6 protein-coding genes are annotated in these 13902 nt (G+C 33.0%); 2 read left to right on the forward strand and 4 right to left on the reverse strand.

What is annotated here, in order from left to right; translation table 11 throughout:
• On the reverse strand, nt 1-2479 hold a 2479-nt coding region (locus tag HNV10_RS14840; protein ID WP_173302186.1), incomplete at its 3' end, for a DUF11 domain-containing protein.
• 592 nt (nt 2480-3071) lie between these two features.
• Between HNV10_RS14840 and HNV10_RS14845 the strand changes: the two genes are divergently transcribed.
• Entirely contained in the window at nt 3072-4661 is a 1590-nt protein-coding gene (locus tag HNV10_RS14845) for a peptide chain release factor 3 (RefSeq protein WP_173302187.1), read from the forward strand.
• Nucleotides 4662-4803: 142 nt separating this feature from the next.
• Nucleotides 4804-5034 carry a (4Fe-4S)-binding protein gene (locus tag HNV10_RS14850; protein WP_173302188.1) on the forward strand — a complete coding sequence of 77 codons (231 nt, stop codon included), beginning with the start codon at nt 4804-4806 and terminating at the stop codon, nt 5032-5034.
• 238 nt (nt 5035-5272) lie between these two features.
• On the opposite strand, the gene HNV10_RS14855 is transcribed toward HNV10_RS14850, so the two are convergent.
• From HNV10_RS14855 to rpoB, 3 genes are all read right to left on the reverse strand, one after another.
• The gene (locus HNV10_RS14855) at nt 5273-5590 is read right to left on the reverse strand and encodes a DUF3467 domain-containing protein (protein ID WP_173302189.1); all 318 of its coding nucleotides are present in this window, start codon (nt 5588-5590) and stop codon (nt 5273-5275) included.
• Nucleotides 5591-5714: 124 nt separating this feature from the next.
• Nucleotides 5715-10016: a DNA-directed RNA polymerase subunit beta' gene (gene rpoC, locus HNV10_RS14860; protein WP_173302190.1), complete on the reverse strand. Its 4302-nt coding sequence runs from the start codon at nt 10014-10016 to the stop codon at nt 5715-5717.
• A 73-nt stretch (nt 10017-10089) separates the two neighbouring features.
• A complete protein-coding gene (gene rpoB / locus HNV10_RS14865; protein ID WP_173302191.1) occupies nt 10090-13902 on the reverse strand; it encodes a DNA-directed RNA polymerase subunit beta in 3813 nt (1270 codons plus the stop codon).

The following is a 13902-nucleotide window of genomic DNA, read 5'->3' on the forward strand; positions in this document are numbered from 1 at the left end:
CTACCGTGTCTAAAATACCATCATTATCATCATCATCATCACAAATATCTGAAATACCATCGCCATCAGAATCTAAATTACCTGAAGCCAGTGCATCACAAGGATCTATATAACAAACACTTAAAGTAAAATCACCATCAACAACTTGAGCGTTGGTACCATTACTGTAATCTATACCAAGCTCGGTAACTAATCCGTTTGCTAGATTAACAGAAGCTGGATCAGGCTCACCATACTGACCATCATCTGAACCAGAGGCATTTGCATCACCATAAGCTTCATTAGCATCACTACATCCATCGCCATCACTATCTGTATTTTGAAAATCGTAAATTCCATCACTCAAAGTGTCAATTGGTGTAATACCTCCAGAAGCACTACTCGGAACACCATTCAAGTCTGGAGTACCATCTGCTATTCCATCATTATTGGCATCTGTTCCTCCTACTTCATCTACATCATATATTCCATCATTATCTGAATCTAAATCTAAATAATCAGAAACCGTGTCTCCATCAGTATCTAAACCAATGCAATATGTTAATTCATAGAATTGCATTGTAACATCACCTGCGTTTCCATTATTTTTTCCTACAGTTATAATAATTTCTGTTACTGGACCATTAATAGCAACAGCTATACTATTGCTTGGAGCATTTGCACCACCTGCAGCACTAATTGCACTCTGTCCATTAATTGTTACGTTAGCACCTAAGTTAATGTCAGTAATACTAACTGGAACGTTATAAATTCCATTAAGACCAATAAAATCTACTCTGTCTGCGTTATCTAACCCTCCAAATTTGAAATTTACATTATAAACTGGTTGAGAAAAAGTATATTTATATACAGCTACATCACCATTTGTAAAATCTGTATTATTAGGTTGTGTATTAACAAACGAACCTGATACACCTGCAGCAGAATTATCACTAACACCACCATTCCAACTAGCGCTACCTACTAATTCAAAACTTGCATCAACGTCAACTCCATTATAACCGTAAATATCATTTACTAAAACTGGATTGTTAGAATTATTATTAAATGTCTGCCCTAATAAAACGAATCCAGTTGAACACTCTAGTTCATCAATATCCAATATACCATCATTATCATCATCTAAATCAGTAAAATCATTTACACCATCACAATCGTTGTCATTCTCAGAAATACTTATCGAGTTATTTCTTTCATTTGAATCTGTTTGAGTTAAATTGGTAATTTCTGCACTGTAAATTAAAGGTAATGCTATAGACGAAACTGACGTCTGCACAGTTAGTGTAACGCTTTCACCTGCTGGCAATCCAAAAATCACCCATTTATTATCAGCCGAATTATACGTTGCTGTTCCAGTTCCTGAAGAAAAAACAGCTGTGCTATTTGCGTAAGTTAAACCTGCTGGTAATGGTGCTTCTATTTCAAAATCGTTTGCATAATTAGCACTGTTATTTGTAACAGTAGTAATAATATTAATCGATGAAGATGTACATATACTTGTTGACGACTCTATATTGGCATCAATACTTAAATCTATGGATGTATTAAAACCTAAACTATTAGAATTATAAGCGGTAAAAGCTATATCAGTGTTTCCTGAGGTTGTATGTATAAACTTTACTATTTGAGCAGAATTTCCAGCAGTTATTCCAAAATCACTTAATAAAAATGCTAATACTCTAAAGTCTCGATAAGAGTTAATAGCAAATGTACCAACAACATTACCTGTATTGGGGTCAACATTGTAAATTGTCCAATCTACACCAGCCACTACTGGTGTAGAAGAAAAATCTACCACTACAATATTTCCAACAGTATTACCTAAATTATCTACGAACCTAAATGTATCACTTCCACCAGGTTCGCCCGTTTGATTAACAATAATATCTGGTATATTATCAGAAATGGCCGCTGTAGAAATCACCGTTATATCATCATAAGCTATATCTTGTGAATCTATGTTAAAAAAATTAGTACTCATTTCTAACCCATTAGACCCATCTCTTACAAAATTAGTAGGAACAATTGGTGAGAAACTATTAATATAGTCTACTGGAGCGTTTGTTTGATTTACTCCTCCCCAATTATAAGCCACTCCTAATAATTCCGGATTACTATAATTAATCACGCCAGGTATTGGAAATGCACGAAAGTTAGTTGGGGTAAATGATATTCCATTTAATGTTAACAAAGAATCATCAACACCAGTAGAATAAGTGATACCATTAGCCACAAATCCTAATAAATTATTTGAATCCGTTGCAGTAACCACTGATGAAGTAGTAGATTCAAAAAAACCACCTTGATCACCATATACCGTTGTAACGTTTTCTTGAGCATTAATTAATAAAAATGATGAACAGAAACCAACAAGAACTATGGTTTGTAACCTAAGTAAAAATAACTTCTCTAAAGGTGAGTTTACAAAAAAATAATTTATAATGTTCTTCGTTAAAGAGAATCGGGTAGAGATTTTCATATTATCTATGGGTAATTTATTTTTAATAACTATGTATTTTATTAGAACAACTAAAACTTTACTTATCCCAGTTTTTTCGATAAAAAGTTAAGCGTATAATTAAAATTCATTTTATAAACAATACATTATCGTTTAAACAACAAATATATCCCACAAAGATTAAGTGTCAAATGAATTTGTGAGATTTTTCTACTTTAACGATATTATCTGAATAAGTTCTATAGGACACAAAAAAATGTCCCAAAGTCACATTATAACGTATAATTTAGATTTCATTTATAAAATGTGAAGAGATTAGCTATTAATCAACTCCTTAACAAGATTTGAGAAAGAAAATTACCCTTAATAAAATCTTAAAACAAAATTACAAAATCATTCTTTACTTTTTACGAATAACTATATAACCGAACATTAAAATAATCGACAAATATAAACTACAATAAAAATGGAAAAGGAAATTTTAGACCAAAGGCATCAAATCTAGATAGATTGTTATAAAACTTAAGATGAAAAGTATATTTAGAAAATATCGAATGTAAAAAATCTGAGTATACTCTTTTATTTCTATTTTTGCATACTTCAAAAAAATAGCATGAGTTTTATAAAAGAAATCAATAGACGTAGAACCTTCGGTATCATTTCACATCCAGATGCTGGTAAAACAACATTAACTGAAAAGTTACTATTATTTGGAGGTGCAATTCAAGAAGCAGGTGCCGTAAAAAGCAACAAAATTAAAAAAGGTGCAACCAGTGACTTTATGGAGATTGAGCGCCAAAGAGGGATATCTGTAGCGACTTCCGTTTTAGCTTTTGAATATAACGGTATTAAAATAAACATTCTCGATACTCCTGGACATAAAGATTTTGCCGAAGATACATTTAGAACACTTACTGCTGTAGATAGTGTTATAGTTGTCATTGATGTTGCAAAAGGTGTAGAGGAACAAACTGAAAAATTAGTTGAAGTTTGTAGAATGCGCAACATACCTATGATTGTTTTCATCAATAAAATGGATAGAGAAGGTAAAGATGCATTTGATCTTCTTGATGAAATTGAACAAAAACTTGGTCTCAGTGTTGTGCCTTTGAGTTTCCCAATTGGTATGGGTTACGACTTTAAGGGTATATATAATATATGGGAAAAAAACGTGAATCTATTTTCGGGCGATAGCCGAAAAGATATCGAAGAAACTATAGAAATATCTGATTTATCGTCTTCTGAATTAGACCAATTAGTTGGTGAAAAAGCCGCTAATACACTAAGAGAAGAAATAGAATTGGTTGAAGGTATATATCCTGGCTTTAACAAGGAAGATTATCTAAATGGTAAACAACAACCAGTATTTTTTGGATCGGCATTAAACAATTTTGGTGTTAGAGAGTTACTAGATTGTTTTATAGAGATTGCTCCTAAACCTAGACCTAAGCAGAGTGAAGAGCGTTTAGTAAAACCAGAAGAAAACGAATTTAGTGGATTTGTATTTAAAATTCATGCCAATATGGATCCTAATCATAGAAACAGATTAGCATTTATTAAAATTGTATCTGGTGAGTTTAAAAGAAACACACCATACTTACATGTAAGACACAATAAAAAATTAAAATTCTCTAGTCCTAACGCTTTTTTTGCTGAAAAAAAAGAAATAGTAGATATCTCATATCCAGGCGATATTGTAGGCTTACAAGATACTGGTAGTTTTAAAATTGGAGACACTTTAACCGAAGGCGAAATCTTAAATTATAAAGGAGTCCCAAGTTTTTCTCCAGAGCATTTTAGATATATCAATAATGCTGATCCTATGAAAGCAAAACAGCTTTATAAAGGTATCGATCAGTTAATGGATGAAGGTGTTGCTCAATTATTTACATTAGATTTTAATGGCCGTAAAGTTATTGGAACCGTTGGCGCATTGCAGTACGAAGTGATACAATATCGATTAGAGCACGAATATGGAGCTAAATGTACTTATGAAAATTTAAATGTACATAAAGCTTGTTGGGTCGAAACGAATAATCCAAAAAGTGAAGAGTTTAAGGAGTTTCTAAGAGTTAAACAACGCTTTTTAGCGAGAGATAAAAGAAATCAATTAGTATTCCTTGCAGACTCTATGTTTACATTGCAAATGACCCAGCAAAAATACCCTAGTATTACGTTTCATATGACATCAGAATTTGAATAAATTAGGTAGGTAGTTCGTCGATTTACCTTCGCAAACAACGTATTTCAACGTTGTTTTAGTTATTTTGTCGATTTTTTTGAATATATTAGCTGAGTAGTTTCTACATTCAAAATAAGATTAACCCCAAACTAATCTACTTATTATGGAAAATAACGAAAACGTTTTCAGTAACGACAAGATTACTGTTACTTACAATCCTCGCCGTTGTGCAAACGCAGGAATTTGCGCATTACAACTATCAGATGTATTTAGAAATTCAGTGATTCCATGGATTAATTTAGATGGAGCACAAACGGACGACATAATCAGTCAAGTAAATAAATGCCCTTCTGGTGCATTGAAGTATTATTTGAAACAAAAAGAAGTTGCCTAAATAAATAATTCATCATTCAATAAAAAACCCTTAGAAATTATCTTCTAAGGGTTTTTTTATAATTTTTTGGCCTAAAACTGACTTAAATTAATTTTTAAGGCATTTAAAACACTTATTATTTTTAAACAACAAAGTATAAGCAAAAATATTTAAAAACCTTAAAACACACCTCATAATAAGTCATTTAATATAGTGGTTGGCAATAGTTTTTAAACATGTAATTAATTTTTTCTATACACTATGCTTGACCAGTTGGACCAAAATTTAAAGGAATAGGAGGCTGCTCGTAATCCTTAATTTCACCATGTGCATTCTCAAAACGCGTAACATTGTCTGCCAATGCTTTTAATAAACGTTTTGCATGCTGTGGTGTTAAAATTATTCTAGACTTAACTTTACTCTTTGGAGTACCAGGCATAATACTAATAAAATCTACTACAAACTCTGATACAGAATGATTAATAATTGCTAAGTTTGAATAAGTTCCTTCTGCAATTTTCTCATCTAATTCTATATTGATTTGCCCTTTCTTTGGGTTATTTTTTTCATCCGCCATTTTTAATATCTTTTAATTTTTTTTAAATAGTTAGCAATTCTAATAATTACTACTTTAATTTAAAAAGCCTTCATGTATAAATACAAGAAGGCTTTTATCACTTTAATTTATTACGAAAACTGAATTAATTAAAATTCATCTCTTCTTTAGCCTTCATCATTTCGTTAAATTCTTGTTTAGAACCAACAATGATGTTTTCGTATTCTCTTACTCCTGTACCTGCTGGAATTCTATGCCCAACAATTACATTTTCTTTTAGTCCTTCTAAAGAATCTACCTTACCATTTACTGCTGCTTCGTTAAGAACTTTTGTTGTTTCTTGGAACGATGCTGCTGAAATAAACGATTTGGTTTGTAATGATGCTCTTGTTATACCTTGTAAGATAGGTGTTGCCGTAGCAGGACTTACGTCTCTTGCTGTTACAAGATTCTTATCTTCACGTCGTAAACTAGAGTTTTCATCTCTTAATTCTCTAACAGATACTATCTGACCCGATTTTAAATTCTCAGAATCACCAGCATCTTCAACTACTTTCATTCCAAACATTTTATCGTTTTCTTCAATAAAATCTGATTTATGAACCAATTGATTTTCTAAGAAAATAGTATCACCAGAATCAATGATTCTAACTTTACGCATCATCTGTCTTACAACAACTTCAAAATGCTTATCATTAATTTTTACACCTTGTAAACGGTATACTTCTTGAACTTCGTTAACTAAGTATTGTTGTACTGCAGAAGGTCCTTTAATGTTTAAGATATCATTTGGTGTTATAGAACCATCAGATAAAGGCATACCAGCTTTAACGTAATCATTCTCTTGTACAAGAATCTGATTAGATAATTTTACTAAGTATTTTTTAACTTCACCTAATTTAGATTCGATAATAATTTCACGATTACCACGCTTTATTTTACCAAAAGAAACAACACCATCAATCGCACTTACTACAGCAGGATTAGAAGGGTTACGAGCTTCAAATAATTCAGTTACACGAGGAAGACCACCTGTAATATCACCTGCTTTAGCAGATTTACGAGGAATCTTAACTAAAATCTTACCTATATCAATCTTATCACCATCATCAATCATAATATGAGCTCCAACAGGCAAGTTATAAGAACGAATTGTTTCTCCTTTAGAATCTTCAATTACTAAAGTTGGAATCAATTTCTTATTTCTAGATTCAGAAATCACTTTCTCTTGGAAACCTGTTTGTTCATCAATCTCAACCTGGTAAGTAATACCTTGTTCGATGTTTTCATATCTTACTTTACCAGCAAATTCTGAAATAATTACACCGTTATATGGATCCCATTGACAAACTACATCACCTTTCTTCAATTTATCACCTGGCTTAACATATATAAATGAACCATAAGGGATATTATTGGTACTTAAAACAATTCCTGTTTTAGCATCAGTTAATTTTAATTCTGAAGTTCTAGAGATAACAACATCTACTTCGTTTCCTTCGTTATCTTTTGATTTTACAGTTTTTAGGTCTTCTATTTCTGCAATACCATCAAACTTCACAGTTAATTTGTTATCCTCTGAAATGTTACCTGCAATACCACCAACGTGGAACGTACGTAATGTTAACTGTGTACCTGGTTCTCCAATAGATTGAGCAGCAACTACACCTACAGCTTCACCTCTTTGTACCATTTTACCAGTAGCTAGGTTACGTCCATAACATTTAACACAAATTCCTTTTTTAGCCTCACAAGATAATGGAGATCTAACTTCTATAGAATCTAATGGTGAATCACCAATTTTCTTAGCTATTACATCGTCTATATGTCCACCAGCTTCAACTAATAATTCTTCCGTTAATGGATCATATACATCATTAAGAGATGTTCTACCAACTACTCTAGCTTCTAAGCTCTCAACAATTTCTTCATTCTTCTTAAGTGCAGAAACTTCAATACCTCTTAATGTACCACAATCCTCTTCATATACAATTACATCTTGAGAAACATCTACTAATCGACGCGTTAAGTAACCAGCATCGGCAGTTTTAAGAGCCGTATCTGCAAGACCTTTACGTGCACCGTGAGTAGAGATAAAGTATTCTAAAATTGAAAGTCCTTCTTTAAAGTTAGAAAGAATTGGATTTTCAATAATTTCACCACCACCTGCATTAGATTTTTTAGGCTTAGCCATTAATCCACGCATACCAGTTAACTGACGAATCTGTTCTTTAGAACCCCTTGCACCAGAATCTAGCATCATAAATACTGAGTTAAACCCTTGTTGGTCTTCTCTAATACGTTTCATTGACAATTCAGTCAATTCTGCATTTGTTGAAGTCCAAATATCAATAACTTGGTTATAACGCTCGTTGTTGGTAATAAGTCCCATGTTATAGTTACCCATTATACCATCAACCTGCTTATTAGCAGCAGCAATCATTGTATGCTTTTCTTGAGGAATAATAATATCACCTAAACTAAATGACAATCCACCTTGAAATGCAAACTTATAACCTTGTGTTTTTATCTCATCTAAGAAATCAGCTGTTTCAGGTACACTTGTCTTTTTAAGAATACCATGAATAATTCCTCTTAAAGATTTCTTAGTTAAAACTTCATTAATATAACCCGCAGCTGCTGGAACTTTTTCATTAAAAAGTACACGTCCAACTGTAGTTTCAATAATTTGTTTAGTTAATTCTCCTTCTTCATTAAAATCGTAAGTTCTAACTTTTATACCTGCATTTAAGTCCACTTTCTTCTCGTTATAAGCAATTGTTACTTCTTGAGGAGAATAAAAAGTTAATCCTTCACCTTTTACTGGAACTTCAGGCGTTGATTTACGAAGCTTAGTCATATAATACAAACCAAGTACCATATCTTGTGAAGGTACAGTAACTGGTGATCCATTTGCTGGATTTAATATATTATGTGAAGCCAACATTAATAATTGACATTCTAAAATAGCTTCTGGTCCTAATGGTAAATGCACAGCCATCTGGTCACCATCAAAATCGGCATTAAATGCAGTACACACTAATGGGTGTAACTGAATCGCTTTACCTTCGATAAGTTTAGGTTGGAATGCTTGTATACCTAGTCTGTGTAACGTAGGAGCACGATTTAAAAGAACTGGATGTCCTTTTAAAACATTCTCTAATATATCCCAAACTACAGGCTCTTTTCTATCTATAATTTTCTTCGCAGATTTTACAGTTTTTACAATTCCTCTTTCTATTAATTTTCTAATAATAAAAGGCTTATAAAGCTCTGCTGCCATTCCTTTTGGCAATCCACATTCAAATAATCTTAATTCTGGTCCAACAACAATTACAGAACGTGCAGAATAATCAACACGCTTACCAAGTAAGTTTTGACGGAAACGTCCTTGCTTACCCTTAAGTGAATCTGATAATGACTTTAATGGTCTATTAGAATCTGTTTTTACTGCAGATGATTTACGTGTGTTATCAAATAAAGAATCTACTGATTCTTGTAACATACGTTTTTCATTACGTAAAATTACTTCTGGTGCTTTTATCTCAACTAATCTCTTAAGACGGTTGTTACGGATAATTACACGACGGTATAAATCATTTAAATCTGATGTTGCAAAACGACCACCATCTAAAGGCACTAAAGGTCTTAATTCTGGTGGAATTACAGGTACAGCCTTCATAATCATCCATTCTGGTCTGTTTTCTCTGTTTTCGTTAGAATCTCTAAATGCTTCTACAACTTGTAAACGCTTTAATGCTTCAGTTTTACGTTGCTTAGACGTTTCATTATTAGCTTTATGTCTTAAATCATAAGATAATTGATCTAAATCAATTCTAGCTAACAAATCGATAAGACACTCAGCACCCATCTTAGCGATGAATTTGTTAGGATCTGTATCGTCTAAATATTGATTTTCTTGAGGAATAGTATCTAATATATTTAAATACTCTTCTTCAGTTAAGAAATCCATTTTTTGAATTGGCTCTCCTTCAGCATTCATTGCAATACCTGGCTGAATAACCACATAACGCTCATAATAAATGATCATATCTAATTTCTTAGATGGTAATCCAAGAAGGTAACCTATTTTATTTGGTAACGAACGAAAATACCAAATATGCGCTACTGGTACAACTAAGTTGATGTGACCTACACGATCTCTACGTACTTTCTTTTCTGTTACTTCTACACCACAACGGTCACAAACAATACCCTTGTAACGTATTCTTTTATATTTACCACAAGCACATTCAAAATCCTTTACAGGACCAAAAATACGCTCACAGAACAAACCATCTCTTTCTGGTTTGTGAGTTCGATAATTAATAGTTTCTGGCTTTAATACCTCTCCACGAGATGCTGCTAAAACAGACTCTGGTGATGCTAAACCAATAGAAATTTTATTAAATTTCTGTACTGTATTCTTATCTTGTTTTCTTGCCATGTTCTTTATAGTATTCAGTCTTCAGTCTTCAGTACACAGTATTCACTGCGTACTGACGACTGCCTACTATTTTTTATTCCTCTAATCTAATATCTAATCCTAAACCTTTCAATTCGTGCATAAGTACGTTGAATGATTCTGGTAGTCCTGGTTCTGGCATTGGCTCACCCTTAACGATTGCTTCGTAAGTTTTTGCTCTACCAATAACATCATCTGATTTTACAGTTAAGATCTCACGTAAAGTACTTGATGCGCCATAAGCCTCAAGTGCCCAAACTTCCATTTCACCAAAACGTTGTCCACCAAATTGTGCTTTACCACCTAATGGTTGTTGCGTAATTAATGAGTATGGTCCAATAGAACGAGCGTGCATTTTATCATCAATCATGTGACCAAGTTTAATCATATAGATTACACCAACCGTTGCTGGTTGATCAAAACGATCTCCTGTTCCACCATCATAAAGATATGTATGACCGAATCTTGGAATACCAGCTTCATCCGTATATTCGTTAATTTGATCTAATGTAGCACCATCAAATATTGGTGTTGCATATTTTCTTCCTAAATCTTTACCAGCCCAACCTAAAACGGTTTCATAAATCTGACCAATATTCATACGAGAAGGTACACCAAGTGGATTTAATACAATATCAACTGGCGTTCCATCTTCTAAGAAAGGCATATCTTCTTGACGAACGATACGCGCAACAATACCTTTGTTACCGTGACGACCTGCCATTTTATCACCAACTTTAAGTTTACGTTTCTTGGCAATGTAAACTTTAGCTAATTTAATAATACCTGCTGGTAATTCATCTCCAACAGATACTGTAAACTTCTCACGTCTTAATGAACCTTGAAGATCATTTTCCTTAATTTTATAATTATGGATTAAATCTGCAACTAATTCATTAGTATGTTCATCGGTTGTCCATTTTCCAGATGTTAAATGTGTATAATCATCTACTGCATTTAACATTTTTAAGGTATATTTTTTACCTTTTGGAATAATTTCTTCACCTAAATCATTATAGATGCCTTGAGCTGTTTTACCATTTACAATGTTGAATAATTTTTCAACAAGAACGTTTTTAAGATCATCGAATCTATTGTCGTAAGCATTTTCTAATGCTTCAATATCTTCTTTGTCTTGTGCTCTCTTACGTTTATCTTTTACTGCTCTAGCAAATAATTTCTTATTGATTACAACACCGTTAAGAGATGGAGACGCTTTTAAAGAAGCATCTTTTACATCACCTGCCTTATCACCAAAGATAGCTCTAAGTAATTTTTCTTCTGGAGTTGGATCAGATTCTCCTTTAGGCGTAATCTTACCAATTAAGATATCTCCTGGCTTGATTTCCGCACCAATGCGAATCATACCATTTTCATCTAAATCTTTAGTTGCTTCTTCAGAAACATTAGGAATATCATTAGTTAATTCTTCATTACCCAATTTAGTATCTCTAACTTCTAAAGAATATTCATCAATATGAATAGATGTAAATACATCTTCTCTTACTACTTTTTCTGAAATTACAATCGCATCCTCAAAGTTATACCCTTTCCAAGGCATAAAGGCTACTTTCATATTTCTACCTAGTGCTAATTCACCATTTTCAGTTGCATAACCTTGACAAAGAACTTGCCCTTTTGCAACTTTATCACCTTTTTCAACAATTGGCTTTAGGTTAATAGATGTTCCTTGGTTTGTTTTTCTAAATTTAACTAAAGGGTATGTTTTTGTATCACTATCAAAGCTAACCATTGCTTCTTCTTCGGTTCGCTCATATCTAATAGTAATTTTCTCCGCGTCAACATATTCAACAGTACCTGCGCCTTCAGCATTAATTAATACTCTAGAATCAGATGCTACTTGACGTTCTAAACCAGTTCCTACAATAGGTGCTTCAGGACGCAATAAAGGTACAGCCTGACGCATCATGTTAGATCCCATTAACGCACGGTTGGCATCATCATGTTCTAAGAACGGAATTAAAGATGCAGATATAGATGTTATCTGGTTTGGAGCAACATCTGTATAATCTACTTGAACTGGGTCAATTACAGGGAAATCACCTTCTTGACGAGAAATAATTTTATCTGCTAATATCTTCCCTTTTTCATCAACTTTAATTGTTGCCTGAGCAATCAACATATTTTCTTCCTCTTCAGCACTTAAATATGTTGGTTCATTTTTAATATCTACAACACCTTCTTCAACCTTTCTATATGGAGTTTCAATGAATCCCATAGCATTTACTTTAGCAAATACCGATAAAGAAGAAATTAAACCAATGTTTGGTCCTTCTGGTGTTTCAATAGGACATAAACGTCCGTAGTGCGTATAGTGAACATCACGAACCTCAAAACCTGCTCTTTCTCTAGATAAACCTCCTGGCCCTAATGCTGAAAGACGACGCTTGTGCGTAATCTCTGCAAGAGGGTTCGTTTGATCCATAAATTGAGATAATTGGTTTGTACCAAAGAAAGAATTAATAACAGACGATAAAGTCTTAGCATTAATTAAATCTATTGGTGTAAACACCTCGTTATCACGTACATTCATACGCTCACGAATAGTACGTGCCATACGAGCTAAACCAACACCAAACTGAGAAGATAATTGTTCTCCAACTGTACGAACACGACGGTTAGATAAGTGATCAATATCATCAATCTCTGCTTTAGAGTTAATTAACTCAATTAAATATTTTATGATAGTTATGATATCTTCCTTTGTAAGCACTTGCTTATCCATTCCGATATCTAAACCTAATTTCTTATTCATTCTATAACGACCTACTTCACCTAAAGAGTAACGTTGATCAGAAAAGAATAATTTATCGATTATACCACGTGCTGTTTCCTCATCTGGCGGCTCAGCATTACGCAATTGACGATAAATATGTTCAACAGCTTCTTTTTCAGAATTTGTTGGATCTTTTTGTAATGTATTATGAATAATTGCGTAATCTCCTTGTTGTGCACTTTCTTTATGTAAAAGAACAGTTTTAACTTCTGCTTCAAGAATTTCTTCAATATTATCTTTATCTATAATTGTGTCACGATCTAAAACAATTTCGTTACGCTCAATAGATACAACTTCTCCAGTATCTTCATCAACGAAATCTTCGTGCCAAGTGTTAAGTACACGAGCCGCAAGTTTGCGTCCTAATACTTTTTTCAATCCAGACTTTGAAACCTTAACTTCTTCAGCAAGGTCAAAAATCTCTAAAATATCTTTATCACGTTCAAAACCTATAGCTCTAAATAAAGTGGTAACAGGTAATTTTTTCTTTCTATCAATGTAAGCATACATTACTTGATTGATATCTGTAGCAAATTCTATCCAAGATCCTTTAAAAGGAATTACTCTAGCTGAATATAATTTAGTTCCATTTGCATGGAAAGACTGACTAAAGAAAACACCAGGTGATCTATGTAATTGAGAAACCACAACACGTTCTGCTCCATTGATACAAAACGTACCACTCGGAGTCATATAAGGAATAGTACCTAAATATACATCTTGAACGATTGTCTCAAAATCCTCATGCTCTGGATCTGTACAATACAACTTCAATCTTGCTTTTAATGGTACACTATAAGTTAATCCTCTCTCGATACATTCTTCAATCGAATATCTTGGTGGATCAATAAAGTAATCTAAAAATTCTAATACAAATTGATTACGTGTATCTGTAATTGGGAAGTTTTCCATGAAGGTGTTGTATAAACCTTCGGTACCTCTTTCTTCTGACTTTGTTTCTAATTGGAAAAAATCCTGGAAGGATTTAATTTGAATATCCAAAAAGTCTGGGTAATCTGTTCTATTTACAATAGAAGAGAAATTAATTCTTTCAGCCTTTTTTGCTAACAT

This window comes from Winogradskyella litoriviva (assembly GCF_013249065.1).
GTDB lineage: Bacteria > Bacteroidota > Bacteroidia > Flavobacteriales > Flavobacteriaceae > Winogradskyella > Winogradskyella litoriviva.

Coding starts and splice junctions, on each gene's coding strand:
- rpoC (WP_173302190.1), bottom strand. CDS start 10,016: ATGGCAAGAAAACAAGATAAGAATACAGTACAGAAATTTAATAAAATT.
- HNV10_RS14855 (WP_173302189.1), bottom strand. CDS start 5,590: ATGGCGGATGAAAAAAATAACCCAAAGAAAGGGCAAATCAATATAGAA.
- HNV10_RS14845 (WP_173302187.1), top strand. CDS start 3,072: ATGAGTTTTATAAAAGAAATCAATAGACGTAGAACCTTCGGTATCATT.
- rpoB (WP_173302191.1), bottom strand. CDS start 13,902: ATGTTAGCAAAAAAGGCTGAAAGAATTAATTTCTCTTCTATTGTAAAT.
- HNV10_RS14850 (WP_173302188.1), top strand. CDS start 4,804: ATGGAAAATAACGAAAACGTTTTCAGTAACGACAAGATTACTGTTACT.